This is a genomic window from Collinsella aerofaciens (assembly GCF_015670745.1).
GTDB classification, from domain to species: Bacteria; Actinomycetota; Coriobacteriia; order Coriobacteriales; family Coriobacteriaceae; genus Collinsella; species Collinsella aerofaciens_T.
The window spans coordinates 1-20193 of sequence record NZ_JADPCH010000002.1 but is presented as its reverse complement, the minus strand read 5'-3'; the positions used below and the strand labels follow the sequence as shown (position 1 = coordinate 20193).

At 59.4% G+C, this 20193-nt stretch carries 18 protein-coding genes and 1 tRNA gene; 17 read left to right on the top strand and 2 right to left on the bottom strand.

The window, feature by feature from the left end; genetic code table 11:
* Positions 1-12 precede the first annotated feature (12 nt).
* From I4W07_RS01030 to I4W07_RS00995, 8 genes are all read left to right on the top strand, one after another.
* Positions 13-1143, top strand: coding sequence for a M24 family metallopeptidase (locus I4W07_RS01030; RefSeq protein ID WP_138112424.1), 1131 nt, complete (start codon positions 13-15; stop codon positions 1141-1143).
* 160 nt (positions 1144-1303) lie between these two features.
* Complete coding sequence (efp, locus tag I4W07_RS01025) at positions 1304-1867, top strand: elongation factor P (RefSeq protein WP_196025313.1); 564 nt, start codon at positions 1304-1306, stop codon at positions 1865-1867.
* Between the two features lie 24 nt (positions 1868-1891).
* Positions 1892-2254, top strand: coding sequence for an Asp23/Gls24 family envelope stress response protein (locus I4W07_RS01020; RefSeq protein WP_006233982.1), 363 nt, complete (start codon positions 1892-1894; stop codon positions 2252-2254).
* Positions 2255-2257: 3 nt separating this feature from the next.
* Positions 2258-2842 carry a transcription antitermination factor NusB gene (nusB, locus tag I4W07_RS01015; protein WP_138112426.1) on the top strand — a complete coding sequence of 195 codons (585 nt, stop codon included), beginning with the start codon at positions 2258-2260 and terminating at the stop codon, positions 2840-2842.
* Between the two features lie 2 nt (positions 2843-2844).
* Entirely contained in the window at positions 2845-3084 is a 240-nt protein-coding gene (locus tag I4W07_RS01010; RefSeq protein ID WP_006233978.1) for an exodeoxyribonuclease VII small subunit, read from the top strand.
* Positions 3085-3119: 35 nt separating this feature from the next.
* Entirely contained in the window at positions 3120-3923 is an 804-nt protein-coding gene (locus I4W07_RS01005) for a TlyA family RNA methyltransferase (protein WP_196025418.1), read from the top strand.
* Positions 3920-4780: an NAD(+)/NADH kinase gene (locus I4W07_RS01000; RefSeq protein ID WP_196025312.1), complete on the top strand. Its 861-nt coding sequence runs from the start codon at positions 3920-3922 to the stop codon at positions 4778-4780. Before I4W07_RS01005 ends, I4W07_RS01000 begins: the two co-directional genes overlap by 4 nt.
* Positions 4770-6398, top strand: a complete 1629-nt coding sequence (locus I4W07_RS00995) for a DNA repair protein RecN (protein ID WP_196025311.1) — start codon at positions 4770-4772, stop codon at positions 6396-6398. The genes I4W07_RS01000 and I4W07_RS00995 overlap by 11 nt, the downstream gene beginning before the upstream one ends.
* Before the next feature lie 59 nt (positions 6399-6457).
* On the opposite strand, the gene I4W07_RS00990 is transcribed toward I4W07_RS00995, so the two are convergent.
* Positions 6458-7315, bottom strand: coding sequence for a MurR/RpiR family transcriptional regulator (locus I4W07_RS00990; protein WP_230317405.1), 858 nt, complete (start codon positions 7313-7315; stop codon positions 6458-6460).
* Between the two features lie 272 nt (positions 7316-7587).
* Between I4W07_RS00990 and I4W07_RS00985 the strand changes: the two genes are divergently transcribed.
* The 9 genes from I4W07_RS00985 to I4W07_RS00945 all read left to right on the top strand — a co-directional run bounded on the left by I4W07_RS00985 (position 7588) and on the right by I4W07_RS00945 (position 18292).
* Complete coding sequence (locus I4W07_RS00985; RefSeq protein ID WP_196025309.1) at positions 7588-9591, top strand: fructose-specific PTS transporter subunit EIIC; 2004 nt, start codon at positions 7588-7590, stop codon at positions 9589-9591.
* A gap of 522 nt (positions 9592-10113) precedes the next feature.
* Positions 10114-10377: an HPr family phosphocarrier protein gene (locus I4W07_RS00980; protein WP_022094575.1), complete on the top strand. Its 264-nt coding sequence runs from the start codon at positions 10114-10116 to the stop codon at positions 10375-10377.
* Between the two features lie 133 nt (positions 10378-10510).
* Complete coding sequence (ptsP, locus tag I4W07_RS00975; protein ID WP_117757234.1) at positions 10511-12214, top strand: phosphoenolpyruvate--protein phosphotransferase; 1704 nt, start codon at positions 10511-10513, stop codon at positions 12212-12214.
* A 74-nt stretch (positions 12215-12288) separates the two neighbouring features.
* Positions 12289-13221, top strand: a complete 933-nt coding sequence (locus I4W07_RS00970; RefSeq protein ID WP_196025308.1) for a 1-phosphofructokinase family hexose kinase — start codon at positions 12289-12291, stop codon at positions 13219-13221.
* A gap of 189 nt (positions 13222-13410) precedes the next feature.
* Positions 13411-14343 carry a 1-phosphofructokinase family hexose kinase gene (locus tag I4W07_RS00965; protein ID WP_022094572.1) on the top strand — a complete coding sequence of 311 codons (933 nt, stop codon included), beginning with the start codon at positions 13411-13413 and terminating at the stop codon, positions 14341-14343.
* Between the two features lie 164 nt (positions 14344-14507).
* On the top strand, positions 14508-15902 hold the full coding sequence (locus tag I4W07_RS00960) for a CCA tRNA nucleotidyltransferase (RefSeq protein WP_196025307.1): 1395 nt from the start codon (positions 14508-14510) through the stop codon (positions 15900-15902).
* A 127-nt stretch (positions 15903-16029) separates the two neighbouring features.
* A tRNA-Glu gene (locus I4W07_RS00955) sits at positions 16030-16106 on the top strand.
* Positions 16107-16256: 150 nt separating this feature from the next.
* Entirely contained in the window at positions 16257-17564 is a 1308-nt protein-coding gene (locus I4W07_RS00950) for a lysylphosphatidylglycerol synthase transmembrane domain-containing protein (RefSeq protein ID WP_196025306.1), read from the top strand.
* A 116-nt stretch (positions 17565-17680) separates the two neighbouring features.
* Positions 17681-18292: a TetR/AcrR family transcriptional regulator gene (locus I4W07_RS00945; protein ID WP_196025305.1), complete on the top strand. Its 612-nt coding sequence runs from the start codon at positions 17681-17683 to the stop codon at positions 18290-18292.
* A 188-nt stretch (positions 18293-18480) separates the two neighbouring features.
* Here I4W07_RS00945 and I4W07_RS00940 read toward each other — a convergent pair whose 3' ends face one another.
* Entirely contained in the window at positions 18481-19914 is a 1434-nt protein-coding gene (locus I4W07_RS00940; RefSeq protein ID WP_196025304.1) for a radical SAM protein, read from the bottom strand.
* Positions 19915-20193 lie beyond the last annotated feature (279 nt).

Genomic DNA, 20193 nt, shown 5'->3' with positions numbered 1-20193 from the left:
AAAGGAATCTGCATGTCTGAGTTTGCTGCCGGTCCTGCCGGTCGTATCGAGCGTGTCCGTGCCCTGATGGCCGAGCGTGGCTACGATGCCATCGTGGTGCGCGACGAGGCCAACCTTCGTTGGCTTACGGGCGTGAAGGGCGTCTTCGACTACACCTTCGAGTTCCCGCACGCTGCGTTTATTACGGTCGACCAGTGCCTGTTCCACACCGACTCGCGCTACCTCAACAGCTTTGAGGAGAACACGCCCGCCGGCAGCCCCTGGGTCTACGACATGGACGAGGGTACCATCCCCGGCTGGGTCGCCGGCAAGATTGCGGCTAACAAGTGCCGTGTCTGTGCTGTCGAGGACGATATGCAGATTAACTTCTACCAGGGTATTCAGCGCGGCCTGGAGGACCGTTCCGTCGCCTGCATGCTGCCGCTGATGCACGACGACATCCGCAAGATGCGCGCCATCAAGGATGCCGAGGAGATCGAGCTCATGCGCCATGCACAGTCGATCACTGACGCCGCCTTCCAGCACATGCTCGGCTTTATTAAGCCCGGTATGACCGAGAAGCAGGTTCGCAACGAGCTCGAGAACTTTATGTTCGCCAACGGCGCCGACAGCCTGGCCTTCGGCTCCATTGTGGCGAGCGGCCCCAACACCGCCAACCCGCATGCCGTGCCGAGTGACCGTGTCATCGAGAAGGGCGACTTCGTTCTCATGGATTACGGCGCGGGCTACTGCGATTACCGCTCCGATATGACGCGCACTGTCGTGATGGGCGAGCCCACCCAGGAGCAGCTCGACCTGTACGCACTCGTGCGCCGCACGCACGAGGAGTGCGTCGCCGCCATCCATCCGGGCGTTGAGGGTAACGACATCTTCAAGCTTTCCAAGAAGATCATCGGCGATGCCGGCTATGGTGATTACTACAACCATGGTCTGGGCCACGGCGTGGGCATCGACATCCACGAGCTGCCCAACTTCAACCGCAGCAAGAACACCATCGAGATCGGCTCGGTTGTCACCATGGAGCCCGGCGTCTACCTGCCCGGCGTGGGCGGCGTGCGCCTTGAGGACTACGGCGTGGTCACCGAGAACGGCTACGAGCCCTTCACCAAGACCCCGCACGACCTGCACGTTATCGACTGCTAGTCTACTTCGGTAGATAGTTTGGGGCGGGGCGTTCGGATCGATTCGGACGCCCCGCGTTCTCTTTTTATGCGCTCGCTGCAGGCGCCGTCTGCAAGTGTATAATTTCTGTCGTATGTAATTTGGACGCTTGTGCGTTCTGCCCATAACAAGAAAGGTCGCTATGACTACCATTTCTACCGCCGACTTCAAGAACGGCCTCGGTCTCCGCATCAAGGACAAGGTCTACACCATCGTCGAGTTCCAGCATGTCAAGCCGGGCAAGGGCGGCGCGTTTGTGCGCTACAAGACCCGCGACATCAAGAGCGGCCGCGTCGTCGAGAACACCTGCAACGCCGGCACCAAGTTCGAGAGCGTCATGCTCACCACCCGTGAGTTCCAGTACCTCTACAACGATGGCACCGACTACATCTTCATGGACAACGAGTCCTATGAGCAGGTTCCCGTTCCCGAGGACATGGTGGGCGAGAACTCCAAGTGGCTGCGCGAGAACGACGTCTGCCAGCTGCTCTTCGCCGACGATGAGCTCATGGGCGTGACCCCGCCGATGTTCATCGAGACCACCATCGTCCAGACCGACCCGGGCTTTAAGGGCGACACCGTCCAGGGTTCCACCAAGCCGGCCACGATCGATACCGGCGCTGTCATCCAGGTCCCCATGTACCTCAACGAGGGCGAGGTCATCAAGGTTGACACCCGCGACGGCAAGTTCGTCTCCCGCGTCTAGCAACCAACTCTTCTAGGAGGACTCATGCCCCAGGAAATCAAGATTGACGGTATCGGCATTTCGCCCGATGTTCTGACCGCCATCGTCTCGCGCGCCGTGTCCGATGTCGAGGGCATCGCCTCCGTTGGCGTCAAGGACCTTGCCACCAACCTTGTCTCCATGATGCTCTCGTCCAAGGCCCCGGCTTCCGAGCCGGCGGTCGAGGCCGAGGTCGTCGGCGACAAGCTCGCGCTCACCGTGCGTGTCGTGGTGTTCTTTGGCTATCCGTTCAAGAAACTCGCCGAGGCCGTTCGCGCCGCAGTGGTCGCCGCCATCGATGCCCAGGTTGGCGTTGAGGTCGAGCGCGTTGACGTTTGCATCGACGGCCTCGTTTTCCCCAAGGAGTAACCTTTGAGCCTTAAGGTTTATCGCGGGCGTACGCTTGCCCGCAGTCAGGCGCTGCAGCTGCTGTTCCAGGCCGAGGCCACGGACAGCCCGCTCGAGCGCGTCCTCGAGGGTGATTTCCTGATCTCGAAGGGTCCCCTCGACCCCTATGCGCTTGAGCTTTGCCGCGGCGCCTACGAGCATATCGACCGCATCGACTGCGCTCTGCGCTCCGTTGCCAAGAACTGGGATCTTATGCGCATGCCCGGCGCCGACCGCAATCTGCTGCGTATCGCCGTTTACGAGATGCGTTTCCTCACCGATGAGGAGGTCTCGGACGCCATCGTGATCAACGAGGCCGTCGAGCTTGCCAAGGCCTATGGCACCGACCAGTCCGCGTCGTTCGTCAACGGCGTGCTGGGTAAGATTGCTCGCAGCGAGGAGCTGCCGGGCGAGGACCTTTACCAGGAGCTGCTGGCCGAGGATCGCGCTCGCGAGGAGGCCCAGGCTGCCGAGGCGGCCGCCAAGGTTGCGGTTGCCCAGGCTGAGGCTGGCGTGCTGGCCGAGGATTCGGACGCCGCCGAGGCTGTTGTCGACTCCGTCGAGGAGTAGCCATGCCAGAGGGTTCCGTCCGCAACTTCGACGAGATCTCGGACCGCTTGGACCAGATCATCGCTACCGTTCGCTCCAAGGATACCTCCTTGGAGCGTTCGCTCGATCTGTTTGACGAAGCGATTGAGCTTGGCTCCCGCGCGGTCGATATGGTCGACAAGTTTGAGCTGACGCCGCGTGAGGCCGACAAGCTCGAGCAGGAATACGATGAGGATGCGGCAAACGAATCCCAGGATAGCTAGGCCGCATCTCCGGATACGAATGGTTGATGGCATTCATGAAACGTGTGCGTCTCGATGACGAACTGATTTCACAGGGCATCTGCGCCGATCGCGCGGATGCCCTTCGCACTCTTATGGCCGGCTTGGTCTCGAGTGGTGGCGAGCGTTTGACCTCCCCGGGCCTTAAGGTGACGCCCGGTTTGCCCCTGCACGTGAAGGGCCGTATTCCCTATGTTGGCCGCGGCGGTCTTAAGCTCGAAGGCGCGCTTGATGCTTTTGACATCAATCCGACGGGCCTTGCCTGTCTGGATGTGGGCTGCTCTACCGGCGGCTTTACCGATTGTCTGCTCAAGCGCGGGGCTTCGACCGTTGTCTCGGTGGACGTGGGTCGCGCCCAATTCGATTGGTCGTTGCGTCAGGACGATCGCGTGACGCTGCATGAGCGCACCAACGTGACGCAGCTGCCCGAGCTTGGCTATGCCGGTGCCATCGACCTGGCTGTGTGTGATGTCTCGTTTACCAGCATCGCGAACATTATCGATGCGGTGCTGGCGTGCCTGGCGCCTACAGGTTCTTTTTGCACGCTCGTAAAGCCCCAGTTTGAGGCGCCGGCTGCGCTGGTGGGCGAGGGCGGCATTGTGACCGATCCCGCCGTGCGCCGCGATACGCTCGTGGTGGCGGTTGAGCTCTTTGCTGCCAAGGGGCTGTTCCCGGTCGATGTGTGCGTGTCGCCCATTCATGGTGCCAAGGGCAACGTTGAGTTTTTCCTGTACGGCACGAGATTTGAATCTGGCGACCGCTCGCAAGACGTGCTGCAATCCCAGGTATCGGTTTTGAGCGAGAAAGCTGCAACGCTATGAAGGTCTTTCTGGTTCCCAATTACTACAAGCAAGAGGCGGTCGAGAGCGGCCTGATGCTCGAGCTTTGGCTGACGCGCCAGGGCCATGAGGTCGCATGGGCTGCCGACCAGCGATCGAAGATTCAAAGCACGCCTGATATTGACGGCTCCGATCTGGTCATTACGCTCGGCGGTGACGGTACGTTGCTGCGCGCTGCCCGCATCCTCAACCATCGCGAGATTCCTATCCTCGGTCTTTCCTATGGTCACCTGGGCTTTTTAACTGCTGCGAGCCCCGAGGAGCGCGACATTCTGCAGGTCGTGAGCGACGCCCTTTCCGGCGAGCTGCACGTGAGCCGTCGCGCCACCATCGCCGCGGATATCGTGTCCGTGCGCGAAGACGGTACGAAGGATGTCGTGCGCACCTTCGCCCTCAACGACATGGCGCTTACCCGCGGTCCGCTGTCCGATATGGTCGAGTTCGACATCACGGTGTCGGGCCACCATATCGACCGACTGCGTGGCGACGGCGTGGTCGTGTCCACGGCGACTGGTTCTACGGGTTACGCGCTCAGTGCCGGCGGCCCCATCGTGAGCCCCGACTATACGGGCATGGTCTGCGTACCCATTGCACCGCACACCATTCAGGCCCGTGCCTTCTTGACTTCGCCGAGTGATGTCGTCGAAATCTTTATGTCTGATGACCGTCCGAGTGTTCCGGCAATCGCTATCGATGGACAGTTTATTACCTGCGATGGCACCGTTGAGAGCGTGGCGGTGCGCCGCGGGCCCGGAGATGTGCTGCTTCTCGATTACGGCCCCGAGAGCTTCTATAACTCGGTGAGCCGCGTATTCTACGGAGTCCGTCATGATCGATGAGCTGCAGGTTTCTAACATTGCACTCATCCGCGAGGCGACGTTGGTGCCGAGTGCCGGCCTGACTGTCCTGACCGGCGAGACCGGTGCCGGCAAGACCGCGCTGCTCTCGGCCCTCAAACTTATTTTGGGCGAGCGCGCGGATTCGTCGACGGTGCGCGAGGGCGAGGCGCTCGCGAGCGTCGAGGCACGCCTGTTTGACGGCCCGCACGACACGGAGGGCTTCACGGTCCAGCGCAGCCTTTCTGCCGAGGGCCGCAGCCGCGTGAAGATTGACGGCCGCATCGCCAGCGTGCGCGAGCTTTCGGAGCGCGTTGGCGTGATGATGGATCTGTGCGGCCAGCACGAGCACCAGCGCTTGCTCGACCCGGCGCATCACGTTGCGATGGTCGATGCATGGGCGGGGCGCTCTGCGCTCGAGGCGCTCGAGCACTACCGCGCCTGCTTTAAGGCATCGCGCGCTGCCGCCAAGGAGGTTCGACGTGTCGAAGAGGCCTCGCGTGCGCAGGGGAGCCGCGTCGAGGAGGCGCGTTTTGCCCTTGAGCGCATCGCCGAGGTCGACCCCAAGCCGGGCGAGTATGAGGAACTCGAGGAACTGCTGCCGCGCTCTGAACATGCCGAGGTACTCGTTGCCACGGCCAATGATGCTCATGCATCGCTTGCCGCCGAAGGGGGAGCGCTCGATGCCGTGAACAGCGCCGTGGCAGAACTTTCCCGCATGGCTTCCGTCGATCGCAAACTGGGCGATATTGCCGATGCGCTTTCGGATGCCTGTATTTCCCTTGAGGATTGCGCGAACGAGCTTCGTGCCTATCGCGATGGCGTCGCCTTCGACCCGCGCGAGCTCGCTCGCATGCGTGAGCGGTATTCCGACCTCAAGGGCCTGTTGCGTCAGTGGGGTCCCACCATGGACGATGTTTTTGCCATGCGCGATCGCTCGCAAGAGCTGCTGTCCCTGGTCGATGATGGCGATGAACAGATCAAAAAGGCGCGTGAGGCACTCGGGAGCGCCGAGCGCGAGTTGTTTGCCGCTGCCAAGGCACTTAAGCGCGCCCGCAATACGGCGGCCCCGCGCTTCTGCCATGAGGTGGGCCGCCAGATGGCTCGCCTGGAGATGGGCGGCGCCGAGCTCGTCTGGGAGTCGCGCGATCTTCCTCGTGCTGAGTGGACGCCCGCTGGTCCTTCGAGCTACGAGCTGCTATACCGCAGCGGTGCCGGTTTGACGCCGCGCCCCCTGCGCCGCATTGCGTCGGGCGGCGAGCTCAGCCGCGTCATGCTGGCAAGCAAGGTTGTCCTCGGTAACGCGGACGGTGTCGATACGCTCGTGTTCGATGAGGTCGATGCGGGTGTCGGCGGCTCTACCGCACGTGCCCTCGCGAGCGTGCTGGCAGATCTCGCCGCTACGCATCAGGTCATCGTCGTAACGCATCTTGCGCAGGTTGCGGTCATGGCCGACAAACATTATGTTGTCAGTAAGGAACCGGGCGATGTTCCCCAGACGCATTTGGACGAGGTAACCGGCGAAGCGCGTACCGCCGAGATCGCCCGCATGTTGAGCGGCGATCAATCGGAGGCGAGCTTGGCGCATGCCAAGCAGATGCTTGAAGAAGCTCGAGGTTAGGTCGTATCAGCGGTGTTGGTGGGACAAAATAGACTGAATTTTTTGTCCCACTTCGCGTTTTACTCCACGACCTTATCCGGTTGGATGAGTTCCTCATAGTAGCTGATGTGCTCTCGGGCGTCCTCGATTTCGGGCAGCAGGAAGTTGTAGACGACCTCTATGATCATCGTGGCGCTCATCTTGGAGAACGCGAAGTCACCCGTTGTCAGCAGCGCTTCGTGATTGACGGTATTAAAGGTGTAGTCGGCGAGGCGCGCAAGTGGAGACTTGCTATCGCTGCTGATGACGACTACGGTTGCGCCGCAGTTGCGAGCCGCTTTTGCCATGCGATTCAGTCGGCGCGATTTGCCAGAGTTTGAGATTAGCACGATGACGTCACCCGGGCGTAACGTGAGCGCAAAGCCGATTGATGTCTCGCTAATGGTGCTCGCCATGCAGCGCAGGCCCAGCTGCGAAAACTTAAACGTCGCATCGAGCGCGACCGCGTTCGTATTGCCCACGGCGGCGAACTCAATAACGCCGGCATTCTTAAGCGCGTGTACAACTGCGGCCAACGTGTCGTGATCTATGCCGTCGATGGTCGCATTAAGCTCACTCACCTTGGCGGCGAGGATATTTTTTAGGCTCTGCTCCATATTATCGAGCGAGACCTCGTCGGTCAGGCCCTCGTTGCGCTGGCTTTCCAAATCCCTCGCCAACGAAAACTGAAAGCTGCGGAAGCTGCCAAAGCCCAGCTTGCGGCAGAAGCGCGAAACGGTCGCCTCGGACGTGGCGGCAGCGCGCGAGAGCTGAGCGGCCGTGAGGCGTGGCGCTTCGGACTGGTGCTCCAATATATAGTCGACAATGCGCTGCTCGGACTCGCTGTATCCCTGATGGGTACTAATGAGGGAAAGTGCGCTCTTGCTACTATCGGTCATGGATGGCTCCTGGTTGGCATGAAAATCTAGCTTGATTTGCAATGCCATAGTATACGGGCATTTTCAATTACAAGATACACCTTGCCGTTTCAAGTGTTGATGGTAAACTTTCACTTGCCGTTTACGGTTATGAAAGAACCTTTCACCGGAGAATTGCGCCTTGTCTCTTCTCACGCGGACGGTAGGTTGGTATCTTTCAAGTGTGGAAAAACGCGCATCGAAGCGCGTGTAGGGGAGCGCCCGCGGGCGCTGTACTCAAGAAGGAGGGACACATGGCTAAGTTTGACATCATCGCCGCGACCGGTTGCCCGACCGGCATTGCGCACACCTTCATGGCGAAGGAGGCGCTGGAGAAGGCTGCTGCCGAGCGAGGTCTGACCATTAAGGTCGAGACTCATGGCCAGGTCGGTGTCGAGAACGAGCTCACCAAGAGCGAGATCGCCGGTGCCAAGGCCGTCGTCGTCGCAGCCGATAAGGATGTCCAGGCTGAGCGTTTCGCCGGTAAGCCCATGGTTTCCGTTGGTGTTTCCAAGGCCCTGTCTGTCGAGGCTGCTGGTAAGCTGATCGACCGCGCGCTCGCCGCCAAGGGCGACGACACGGTTGCCGCTGCCGCCGATGTCGAGGACGAGGTCGAGGAGAAGGAGTCCATCGGCCACGTCATCTACAGGCACCTCATGAACGGCGTCAGCCACATGCTGGTCTTCGTCGTTGCCGGTGGTGTTCTGACCGCCATTTCGTTCCTGTGGGGCATCACGTCCTTTGATTCGACGGCTGCCGACTACAACAGCTTTGCCGCGATGCTCAAGATTATCGGCGGTATCGCCATGAACCTCATGGTTCCGGTGCTCTCCGCTTACATCGCCGAGTCCATCGGCAAGCGCCCGGCGCTCGTCCCCGGTTTCGTCGCCGGTATGATTGCCATCCAGGGCTTGCCTGTTAACGCCGATACCGGCATGATCGACGCCGGTGGCGCAGGTGTGGGCTTTGGCTTCCTAGGCGGCATCGTCGGCGGCTTCCTCGCTGGCTATGTCATCCTGCTGCTCGAGAAGGTTTTCTCTAAAATTCCTGCGAGCCTTAATGGCCTGAAGGCAATCTTCCTGTATCCGCTGTGCTCTACCGCCATCGTCGGTCTGGTCATGCTCGGTATTTCCGGCCCCATGGCTGCCATTAACCAGGGCATGATGGATTTCCTGCAGAGCCTCGGTAACTCCGGTCCGGTGATCCTTGGCCTGGCCATCGGCTGCATGTGCGCCTTTGATATGGGCGGCCCGGTCAACAAGGCTGCTTACGCTACTGGCACCTTCCTGCTCGGTACCGCTCTCGAAGCTGGCGTCGGCACCGAGACCTACAACTTCGGCACCAACTTCATGGCTGCCGTCTCCGCCGCTTGCATCGTTCCGCCGCTGATCACCACCTTCGCCGTCGTTGTCGGCAAGAAGTACTTCAGCCAGGAGGATCATGACGCCGGTATCGTCAACCTCATCCTTGGTTGCACCCACATCACCGAGGGCGCCATTCCGTTCATGACCAAGAACATCTGGCCCGTTATGCCCATCATGATGCTCGGTTCTTCCATCGCTTCCATCTTGACCATCTTCTTCAACGTTCACGATCCGGCGCCTCACGGCGGCTTCCTGGTCCTGCCCGTTGTCGAGAACGGTCCGCTGTGGGTCCTCGCGATCCTCATCGGCGCCGTGGTCGGTGGCATCCTGTTCGTGGCTTTCAAGAAGTACGACTTCGAGAAGAACCAGAAGCCCGCTCCTGCAACCAAGCCGGTTGAGGCCCCCAAGGCCGCTGCCGTCGAGGCCCCCAAGGCCGAGGCTGCTGACTTCGTGAAGGTCGAGAACGTCTTTGTCGCCGAGGACTTCGCTTCTCGTGACGAGGCTCTGAGCTTCGTTTCCAACCAGGCTGTCAAGGCCGGTATCGCCAGCGACGCCGACGCCGTGATGAACGCCTTCTTGGCCCGCGAGGCCGAGGGCACCACGGGCATGATGGAGGGCTTCGCCATCCCGCATGCCAAGTCCGACGCCATTACCGAGGCTGCCGTGATCGTCGTCAAGGACGAGTCCGGCGTGACCGGTTGGGACACCATGGACGGCGCTCCCGTTAACGTGGCTATCGCCCTGCTCATCCCCGGTGCCCAGGCCGGCACTACGCACCTCAAGATCCTGTCCAAGGTCGCCGAGGCGCTCATGGACGAGGACTTCCGTGCCACCGTCAAGGGTTCCACCGACGCCGCCGAGATCGCCAAGACGATCAACGCCCGCCTGGTCTAATCCCGCAACACGCGAATAGCATCGCCCCCTGTATATAAGGCGGAGTCCCTCCCCAGGGTCTCCGCCTTTTTCATCCCCAAATAAGTTGCGGTGAAATAGGGACTGTTTAAACGTTTCAACCGCAAAATCAGTCCCTATTTCACCGCAACTTATAAAAGGGCATAGAGGGGGCTAACTATCGAGTCTTTGTCGCGAACAGTTCATCAGCCAGAATTCCGTTCCGCCGATATTGCTCTGGATCGACCGAGTTTCCGCAGCTCGCCCGCCGGGCGGGGCGATTAAGTTTGTCGCGAGTTCCGCACGCAAAGGAAAGCACTTAATGTGCTTTCCGTCTTGCGCAGGACTGTAGAGCAGCAAACTTAACCGCCCCGCCCGGCGGGCGAGCGCAGGGATACGACATCTGTCCAATAATTCGTCTGAAACATAATGAAAAACCGTTTGATGTGAGTTAATATAAAGAACGTCGTGAATCTGACTCCTGCCACATGCATGACAGGGGTTAAACACAAAAAGGAGTCAATTATGGTTTCTGAGAAGGCTACCCTCGTTAATCCTCAGGGTCTGCACATGCGTCCGGCTGGTCTGTTCGCCTCCACCATGGGCAAGTACGCCTGTGACGTGACGGTCGTCACCCCCGAGAAGGAGGTCAACGGCAAGTCCCCGATGGCCCTCATGGCTGCTGGTATCCCCTGCGGTACCGAGGTCGAGGTCAAGTGCGACGGCGCCGACGAGGCCGAGGCTCTGGCTGCTGCCATCGAGCTCATCAAGAGCGGTCTTGGCGAGTAGAACTCAAACGGGTCGCATGTTGAACAACTAAGTTCATATTTGGGGGCGCAGTGACCTGTTGTAAGGTAGCTGCGCTCTTTTGTCATGGATATGGCAAAACGCTTTATCACATGACACGGAGAGAGGAATGGGAATGTATCAGGGAGTCAACGCTTCCGAGGGCATCGGTATCGGCACCGTCATGGTCGCCGTCGATCCCGACTTGACGTTTGAGCCGCACGAGGTTGCTGATTCGGCAGCAGAGAAGGAGCGCTATCAGACCGCTCTTTCGGTCTTCTGCGAGAAGACCCAGGCTCAGGCCGACCACATGAAGGAGACGGTGGGCGAGGCCGAGGCCGAGATCATGAGCGGACACATTGTCCTGGCTCAGGATCCGGGCATGACCGACGCCATCAACGCCGCCATTGACGGTGGTACTTGCGCCGAGCAGGCGCTCATGGACACCTCGACCATGTTCGAGAACATGTTCCTGTCCATGGACGACGAGATGTTCCGTCTGCGCGCGGCCGACATCGCCGACATCCGCACCGGTATTCTGGCCGAGCTGCTGGGCAAGGAGGTCGTCGACCTCTCCGTCCTGCCCGAGAATACTGTCGTTGTCGTGCACGACCTCACGCCGTCCATGACCGCCACGATCGATAAGGCCCACGTTGCCGGTATCGTCACCGAGACCGGCGGCCGCACTTCGCACTCCGCGATCATTGCGCGCGCCCTCGAGATCCCGGCTGTCCTTTCGGTTTCCAACAGCTGCACCGCGCTGCGCAACGGTATGACCGTTGTCGTCGACGGCGGCAAGGGTATCGTCGAGGCCGATCCCGACGAGGAGACGCTCGCTGCCTACACCGCCAAGGCCGAGGCCTTCGCTGCCGAGAAGGCAGCCCTCGAGGCCTTCCGTGGCAAGCCGTCCGTGACTGCCGATGGCATCAAGAAGATCATCGCCTGCAACATCGGTAACCCCGATGACGTGCCCAACGCGCTCGATCACGACGCCGAGGCCATCGGTCTGTTCCGCTCCGAGTTCCTGTTCATGGACTCTGCTGAGCTTCCTTCCGAGGAGGAGCAGTTCAACGCCTACCGTAAGGTCGCCAGCGCGCTCAAGGGTGCTCCGGTCATCATCCGCACGCTCGATGTGGGTGGCGACAAGGAGATTCCGTATCTGCACATGGTCAAGGAAGATAACCCCTTCATGGGCTTCCGCGCCGTGCGTTACTGCCTGGCTAATCCCGACCAGTACAAGGTCCAGCTCCGCGCTCTGTTGCGCGCTAGCGCCTTCGGTGACGTCAAGATCATGATCCCGCTCGTCACCTGCGTCGAGGAGGTCTTGGCTGTCAAGGAGCTCGTTGAGCAGTGCAAGGCCGAGCTGACCGAAGAGGGTCGCAAGTTCAACGAGAACATCGAGGTCGGCATCATGGTCGAGACGCCCGCCGCTTCGCTGCTCGCAGACCGTCTGGCCGAGGTCGCCGACTTCTTCTCCATCGGCACCAACGACCTGATCGGCTACACCATGTGCGCCGACCGTGGCAACGACACCATCTCCAACCTGTACCAGGTGTACTATCCCGCCGTGCTCCGCTCGCTCAAGAACATCATCGAGAGCGGCGTGAAGGCCGGCATCATGGTCGGTATGTGCGGCGAGGCCGCTGCCGATCCGCTGCTCGAGCCGCTGCTGATCAGCTGGGGCCTGGAGGAGTTCTCGATGAGCGCTCCGTCGATCCTGCGCGCCCGCAAGACCATCAGCCAGTGGACCAAGGCCGAGTGCGACGAGCTCGCCGAGAAGGCGCTCGCCTGCAACACCGCCGCCGAGGTCAAGGCACTGCTCGAGTCCGCAGCTCGCTAATTTGGTATCAGAGGTAACCGCGTGGTTGGAATGGGCCGGCCACGCGGCCCTCACATATACAGGGGGTACTGTAAATGTTCTACACGCTAACCGCTAACCCGGCTGTCGACATGACGGTTTCGAGCTCTCCGCTCGAGCCTGACGAGAACGTCCGCACCGGCTCGGCCAGCTACACCGCCAACGGCAAGGGCCTCGACGTGTCCTTCGCCTTTAAGAAGATGGGTGTCGACACCGTCGCGCTCGGCTTCTTCGCCGGCTTCACGGGCAAGTTCATCGTCGAGGAAGTCATGAACCTGGGTTGCCTGTGCCGCCCGGTCTGGACCGACGGCATCACGCGTATCAACACCTACGTCAACGATGGCCAGCACGAGTACGGCATCCTCAACCCCGGCGCCCCGATCACGCCGGAGCATCAGAAGGAGCTCTACAACATCCTGGACACCGCGGGCGACCTTGAGTGCCTGATCGTTTCCGGTTCCGTGCCTCCCAAAGCTACGCCCGACTTCCTGGCTCAGGTCATGGAGCACGCTCAGGCCCGTGGCGCCGACGTCGTCCTGGACCTGTCCTCCGACAAGCTCAAGGAGCTCGCTCACAAGAAGCCGCTGCTCATCAAGCCGAACCATCACGAGATGAAGGCTATCTTCGGCGTGCCGGTCGACACTGACGACGAGGTCCGCGTTGCCATGAAGATGGCTCACGACGCTGGCGTTCAGAACGTGCTGCTCACCCGTGGTAGCCGTGGCGACGCCTACTTCTCCAACGGCGAGGACATTTGGTACGCCAAGCGTGAGTTCAACATCAAGCTGGTCTCTTCCGTCTGCGCCGGCGACTGCACCCTCGCTGCGTTCCTGCACAAGTGGTACAGGGATCGCGACAACGTCGAGGAGGCCATGAAGCTCGCTATGGCCACCGGCGCCAACGTTGCCGAGTCCGTCGGCATCGGCGACTTCGGTCACGTCGACGAGTACAGCAAGCGCGTTGCTGTCCGCAAGCTCGATCGTCAGTAATCGAAACGCGACATATTCGTGCGCATGCGGCGCCCCGGTTTCGGCTGGGGCGCCTATTTTGTTCCGTCATTGGAGAGAGATGTTCTGCCGTACTTCATCGCTTCCACACCGTTCACCGAGTTGTCCTAGCCTTTTACCGATGGGTGGAATATACTTTCATCAACACGTTACTTCGTGAAAGGAACATTCATGATTTACACGCTCACTGCAAATCCTGCCATTGACTACAACATCGCCTGCGACGGCCTTGCTGCCAACACCGTCACGCGTACCCGTAACGCCGTCTACACGCCCAACGGCAAGGGTCTCAACGTCTCGTTCACCCTCGATCACTACGGTGTCGACACCACGATCCTGGGCTTTTTCGCCGGCTTCTCGGGCGAGTTTATCGTTAAGGGCGCCGAGGCCCTGGGCGTGCCCGTCAAGCCCGTGTGGACCGACGGCATCACGCGCGTCAACGTGTTCCTCAATGCCGGACCCGACACCGAGTACAACATGGTCAACGCCGGTGCCGCCATCAACGAGGCCAACGAGCAGGAGATGTTTGAGCTCATCGATTCGCTCGATGACATGACCTGCCTGGTCATCAGCGGCTCGCTGCCTCCCAACACTTCCGAGGGCTTCTTGGCCGAGGTTCTGCGCCGCGTTAAGGCCAAGGGGGCCGAGTTCGTCCTCGACATCTCGAGCCATCAGCTGGCAGACCTCATTGCCATGGAGCCGCTGCTGATCAAGCCCAATGACGACGAGCTGCTCGACATCTTTGGCATTAAGGTGAGCGGTGGCGACGATGAGTCCGTCAAGGGCGCTATGGCCGAGCTGCACGCTAAGGGCGCCAAGAACGTGCTGCTGACCCTCGGTGGCGCCGGTGCGTACTTCTCCAACGGCGAGCACATCTGGTTTGCCAATCGCACCTTCGACGTCAAGCTGCTGTCGACGGTGTGCGCCGGCGATTCCTCGCTCGCTGCCTTCCTGTCCGTATGGCACGACGCCCCCGAGCGAGTCGAGGATGCCCTCCGTCTGTCGATGGCCACCGGCGCCAACGTGGTCGAGTGCCCCGGTCTGGGCGATTTTGCCAAGGTGGACGAATATAAGAAGCACATCGAGGTTCGCCAGGTCTGCTAGTTCCGGCACCTTTCCTGAATAGTTTGATTATTTCGCATCCGTCTTAGACTAGGACGGATGCGTTTTTGTTTATCGGACTTGCGTGTGCAGTGGAGGCTGTTTCTTGCTAGACTTCTTGCAGACGCAATCGATAGCCAATTTGATAGTCGCAGGAGGCCATAGGCATGTGCAATGTTTCGCTCAACGGTACTCAACCGTCCGATGCGTCCCTGTGCGTCCTGCACGCGCTTGAGGCGGCTGGTCTTGAGGCTTGGTACGTGGGCGGTTGGGTGCGCGACGCCCTGATGGGGTGCCCCAGCCACGATGTTGATATGTGCTGTAGCGGCCTGTGGCAGGAGTCCAAAGCGGCGCTCGAGGCCGCCGGCATCGCGGTTGTGGAGTCGGGCATTAAATTTGGCGGAATCACGGCTATTTCCGATGGCGAGCGTATCGAGGTCACCACATACCGTCTGGATGGCTTTTACACCGATGGTCGCCATCCCCAGAATGTGGAGCGTGCCGCCTCGCTCGAGGACGATCTGGCGCGGCGCGACTTTACCGTCAACGCTATGGCCTGGCATCCCGAGCGCGGGCTTGTCGACCGCTACGACGGCCAGGGTGACTTGGAGCGCAAGCTGATTCGCGCTGTCGGCGATCCCAAGCGTCGCTTTAACGAGGACGCCCTGCGCATGTTGCGTGCGGTGCGCTTTGCCTGCCGCCTGGACTTTATGATTGAGCCCGAGACTAAGCGCGCGCTTGCCGAGTGCGCGCCGCTGCTCGACGCCGTGGCGCGCGAGCGTGTGGGTATTGAGCTCGAGGGCATTCTTTCGACCGGTCATGGGGGAGACGCGATGCTGCGCTACCCCGAGCTCATCTGTGCCTCTGTGCCTGAGCTGGCAGCGGGTCGCGGCTTTGATCAGCGAAGTGTCTATCATGCATTTAACGTTTACGAGCATATCGCCCGTGTGCTGACGGTGGCAGGGGAGCTTGCGCTGTGCGACGGCGTCGCGCCCTCGTCGAGCCTTATGTGGGCGGCGTTTTTGCACGATGTGTCCAAGCCCGAGTGTTTCACGGTCGATCACGCCGGCAGCGGACACTTCTACGGTCATCCCGAGCTCGGCGCCAAGAAAGCGCGCGTCATTATGGATCGCCTGGCGCTCTCGCACGACCTGGTGCGCGACGTGTGCCTGCTCATCAAATATCACGACAAGCCGCTGCGCCCCGAGCGCTCCTGCCTGCTCAATATGATTCGCGCGCTTTCGGGCGAGGGCGTCGACACGCCGCGTTTGATGGATGAGCTCATGGATCTTAAGCGTGCCGACACGCTCGGCAAGGCCCCGTCGTGCTTCTATTACGTTGAGACGATTGAGGAGATGCGCGCGATGGCGCACGAGCTGCTGAAGGCGGGGGAGCCCTATACGCTCAAGATGCTCGCCATCAACGGCGGCGACTTGATCCGTGCTGGAGTCAAGCCCGGGCCGGAACTGGGGCAGCTTCTCAACTCCGCCCTCGACGCCGTGATCGAAGATAACATTCCCAACGAGCGCGAAGCCCTTTTGGTCCATCTCAACTTGAATTAGTCATCCAGTTTACCTGCGTGTTCCATAACCTGCCGACAATTTTTCGGCAATTTGGAATTTCTTCTTGCGCTGACGTTTTTTGTCCCGTAATATATTTCCTCGCAGCACGGCAGTGCAGATGTTATGTGGCCCGTTCGTCTAGCGGTTTAGGACGCCGCCCTCTCAAGGCGGAGATCACCAGTTCGAATCTGGTACGGGCTACCACGCATCTGAAACCCGGTCTTCCCATGGAAGGTCGGGTTTTTTATTTTCATACAACCGTCTGCAATTCCCGTTTGAACCAGAGCTTTGCGTTCTGCCCATGGCCCTTACGGGTACAATATCCAAGATATTTTGACTGTTAGAAGGAGTCTCATGACGGAGTCCTCTCAGCATACGTCTAAGCCCCAGGTCGAGGTTGAGGCCTCGGGCGGAGATGACAATAAGAGCGCACGCCGCGGCGCCATCTTTATCGGCGTCGTGCTGGTGGGTTATATCGTCTATCTGGTGGTAACCGGGCAGATGGGGCAGTTTTGGGCCGCTATGTCGAGCGTGCAGGCGTCATGGCTCTTTGTCGCGTGTCTTTGCATGTTCATGTATCTGTTCTTTGGCATTGTGGCCTATGCGATTGCTGTCTGGCTCGACCCCAATTCACCCGTCGGCATTCGCGACCTGATCTCGGTCGAGGCGAGTGGCATCTTCTTTGGCAACCTCACGCCTATGATGATGGGATCGACTCCCGCCCAGATCTACCGTCTGACCAAAGCGGGCCAAAATGTCGGCGAGGCCGGAGCCACGCAATTCACGCGCTTTATCGTGTATCAGTTTGGCCTCGTTGCCTGGGGCGCTATCCTACTGCTTGCTCGCATGCCGTTTTTTGCCGAGCGCTATGGCGACATGACGCTGCTGTGCGTCTTTAGCTTTGGTGGACACTGCTGCATCTTGCTTGGCATCTTCGCCGTCGCGCTCATGCCTAAGACCGTCACGCGCGTCGCCCATTGCATCATCAATTGGCTTGAGCGCATTGGTGTCTCGGCCACTAAGATCGAGAGTTGGCTCACGTTTGTCGATGGCGAGATCTACTCCTTCTCCGAGAAGTTCAAGCTTTCGGCCGGACATTTTTCTTCCATGCTGCTCACCGTGTTTATTACCATGCTGCAGCTCGCGTTTTTCTATCTGGTTCCGTATTTCCTGATGCTTGCTTTTGGCCACCACGAGGTCGACTTTTTCTCGGTCATGGCTGCGAGCGCCTTTGTCCAGCTGCTGAGCTCTGCGGTCCCCTTGCCCGGTGGAACTGGTGGCGCTGAGGGCGGCTTTGCATTGTTCTTGGGTCATTTCTTTGGGTCGGCTTCGACCGCCGGTTATCTGCTGTGGCGCCTCATCACGTTTATTGCGCCTACCATTTTGGCTGCGCTCCTGCTGGGACTTAAGAGCGCCCACAACGAGAGCATCCATGCGCGCTGGGATCGCGTGATGCGCAAGCTCGGCCGCACGCCTCAGACGCCCTCTGCGCCCACTAAGCCGCACCCCACGAATGCTGTTACCGTTGATCCCAAGAAGCACGCTCAGAAGGCTTCTGGGACCGCTAAGCCGGCTCATAAAGCCTATGTGCGCCAGACGGGCGACGGTATTCGCGTATCTCCGTCGGCGCTCAATAAGAGGAAGCACCCTAAGTCGCAGTAGGACAGTCGTGCGTTCTTCATGATGCGGGGCATATTTGTGCTGTATGGGGGATAATCCTCTTACGTAGATTATCTCTCATCTGTTGATGAATGCCCGCATATCGAAGGGACACGCCCATGGCCACCAGCAAACCGCGTATTGATCGCCGCATCGTTCGCAGCCGCAATGCCATCCTTTCCGCGTTCGAGCGTCTGCTTATGGAAAAGCCGCTGGCAGACATTACGGTGAGTGCCATCGCGCGCGAGGCCAATGTCGACCGCAAAACCTTCTATGTGCACTTTGGCACGGTTGACGGCCTGCTCGATGCCATTGCAGTCGATGTAGTGGAGATGATTGTCGATTCGGTCGAGAAGACGCTTTCCTCCATGGACGGCGACACCAACGAGCGCGCACTGGGCGCGGCGGCGACCTTCTTTAAAACCGTTAACGAGGCGCTGTGCAACAACCTCGTGCTCAATCGTCAGCTGATCGAGAATATTCCGCTCGATGATTTTATGGCTCGTCTTCGTGCGCCGCTCGAACACGAGATTGCCGAGCGCGATCTGCTGCCCCAAGGTCTCAAGGACGAGATGTTCGATTACTATCTGGCGTTTTTGCTGTCGGGTATTATCGGTATCTATCGCACGTGGGCGCTGTCTGACGGATCGGTTCCTATCGAGCGCGTCTCTGAGGTCGCCAACGATCTGACTCTCAATGGTCTGTCGAGTCTGGAATCTCGCTTCGAATAGCATCGATAATTCAACAACTTAAAGAAGTTGCGGTGGAATAGGGATCGTTTTGGCTATTGGAAGGCCGTTCTGGTCCCTATTTCACCGCAACTTAGTAAAACTGTTTTGATGGTAAGGCGGAGCAGCCTCGAAGATGAGCCTCGAGACTGCTCCGCTTCATTTCTGAGCGTTTGTCGTGTAGGGCAGCATTAATCGCCGTTTTTGAGTATGCGGCCCTGTTTTTCGAACTTGTGCATGTCGCTATCGGCCATGCCCTGCGACTTGTCCTCGTGACGCTTGGCGTATAACGGATCGTCGGAGTCGTTCCAGATGCGGTCGGCGACAGGTGACCATGCCTCGGCGGCAGCCTGGGTCTTTTCGCGCAGCTGCTCGGGTGACTCCTTCTCGATAAGATCGGTGCTCATTGCGCCACTCTCGGCGACCAGCTTGGGCAGCACGTCGGGATTCTCGAGCATGGGGCATGGTTTGAGGTAGTTGTCGTTAAACGGCATGTTCTCGTAGTACTTCATAAAGAGGGGAGAGCGCAGCGCGTCGAGTAAACTCACATCGTGGATGTTGGCGTTTGAGTAGTGGATGAACACGCACGGCTCCACGTCTCCGGCGGCGTTGATGTGCAGGTAGCGGCGGCCGCCGGCGATACATCCGCCTACAAACTCGCCGTCGTTTTGGAAGTCGAGCGTAAACAGCGGCTTCTTCTCACGCATTTCGCGGATAAAGTGATACATGTGCTCGCGCTGCTCGGGCGTGGGTATGAGCTCGGGGGTTGCATTGCGGCCAACCGGCATAAAGTGGAAGTACCAGCAGAAGAGTGCTCCCTCGCCGATCATCCAGTCCATGTTCTCCTCGGTAGCAACCGTATCGGCATTGGCGCTGGTCCAACAGGTGGAGATACCAAACGGCAAGTCGCGCTCGCGCAGGAGTTTCATGGCGTGCTCGATCTTTGCGTAGGTACCCTCGCCGCGACGGGCGTCGGTGGTGTGCTCATTGCCCTCGGCGCTGATGGCGGGGACAAAATTACCTACGCGAATCATATCGTCGCAGAAGGCCTCGTCGATCAGCGTGGAGTTGGTAAAGCAGAGAAACAGGCAGTCCTGATGTTTTTCGCAAATTCTGATCAGGTCGTGCTTGCGGACGAGCGGCTCGCCGCCGGTATAGATGTAGATATGCGTACCGAGCCCTTTGCCCTGCGTAACGATAGAGTCGATGTCTTCGAACGAGAGATTCTGCTTGTAGCCGTACTCGGCGGCCCAGCAGCCCGTACAATGCAGGTTGCAGGCGCTCGTGGGATCGAGCAGGATGGCCCACGGAACGTTGCACTGGTACTTTTCGCGGTTCTTTTCCTGCTCTGGCCAAGCTAGCAGGTTGGCGTCGACAATGAGGGTCTTAAGCAGTTTGGTTCGCATCTGGGGATTAAGGCTGAACACACGCATGATCAGGTCATACCAATTGCCGCGGCTCTTGATGACATTGGTGAATGCCTCTCGCTGTACAGGAAATACGCGATTGGGGACCAGCTTGTTCACGAGATCCATGATTTTGTCGATGTTTTCTTGCGGGTTGTCGTCGAGATAATCGATGAGCTTGTTGAGCGCTGCACGCTCTGCTGACCGTGTAAGCGACATGGGTATATCCTTTCACGTGTGCTTAATGTGTGATAATACCCACTTGTGGATTAAACGAAGTCTAAAGATTTGTAGTGTGTCTATTCAACGAATCAATTTAATTTGGGGTGAAGCGTTATACGCCGACACCTTCTAAGTTGCGGTGAAATAGTGTCAGATGGGGATGCGGACGATTTCTTGGACCGCGCCTAGGCGTATCCATTGGAGTGGGAAGGATAAACTGGACTTTCTTTTAAGGATCCTCAAGCGTATTGCCGCTCGTATTCCACTGGAGACATG

Coding starts and splice junctions, on each gene's coding strand:
- I4W07_RS01020 (WP_006233982.1), top strand. CDS start 1,892: ATGCCCCAGGAAATCAAGATTGACGGTATCGGCATTTCGCCCGATGTT.
- I4W07_RS01030 (WP_138112424.1), top strand. CDS start 13: ATGTCTGAGTTTGCTGCCGGTCCTGCCGGTCGTATCGAGCGTGTCCGT.
- I4W07_RS01000 (WP_196025312.1), top strand. CDS start 3,920: ATGAAGGTCTTTCTGGTTCCCAATTACTACAAGCAAGAGGCGGTCGAG.
- I4W07_RS00960 (WP_196025307.1), top strand. CDS start 14,508: ATGTGCAATGTTTCGCTCAACGGTACTCAACCGTCCGATGCGTCCCTG.
- I4W07_RS01005 (WP_196025418.1), top strand. CDS start 3,120: ATGAAACGTGTGCGTCTCGATGACGAACTGATTTCACAGGGCATCTGC.
- I4W07_RS00980 (WP_022094575.1), top strand. CDS start 10,114: ATGGTTTCTGAGAAGGCTACCCTCGTTAATCCTCAGGGTCTGCACATG.
- efp (WP_196025313.1), top strand. CDS start 1,304: ATGACTACCATTTCTACCGCCGACTTCAAGAACGGCCTCGGTCTCCGC.
- I4W07_RS00985 (WP_196025309.1), top strand. CDS start 7,588: ATGGCTAAGTTTGACATCATCGCCGCGACCGGTTGCCCGACCGGCATT.
- I4W07_RS00990 (WP_230317405.1), bottom strand. CDS start 7,315: ATGACCGATAGTAGCAAGAGCGCACTTTCCCTCATTAGTACCCATCAG.
- I4W07_RS00995 (WP_196025311.1), top strand. CDS start 4,770: ATGATCGATGAGCTGCAGGTTTCTAACATTGCACTCATCCGCGAGGCG.
- I4W07_RS00970 (WP_196025308.1), top strand. CDS start 12,289: ATGTTCTACACGCTAACCGCTAACCCGGCTGTCGACATGACGGTTTCG.
- I4W07_RS00940 (WP_196025304.1), bottom strand. CDS start 19,914: ATGTCGCTTACACGGTCAGCAGAGCGTGCAGCGCTCAACAAGCTCATC.
- I4W07_RS00945 (WP_196025305.1), top strand. CDS start 17,681: ATGGCCACCAGCAAACCGCGTATTGATCGCCGCATCGTTCGCAGCCGC.
- I4W07_RS00965 (WP_022094572.1), top strand. CDS start 13,411: ATGATTTACACGCTCACTGCAAATCCTGCCATTGACTACAACATCGCC.
- I4W07_RS01010 (WP_006233978.1), top strand. CDS start 2,845: ATGCCAGAGGGTTCCGTCCGCAACTTCGACGAGATCTCGGACCGCTTG.
- I4W07_RS00950 (WP_196025306.1), top strand. CDS start 16,257: ATGACGGAGTCCTCTCAGCATACGTCTAAGCCCCAGGTCGAGGTTGAG.
- ptsP (WP_117757234.1), top strand. CDS start 10,511: ATGTATCAGGGAGTCAACGCTTCCGAGGGCATCGGTATCGGCACCGTC.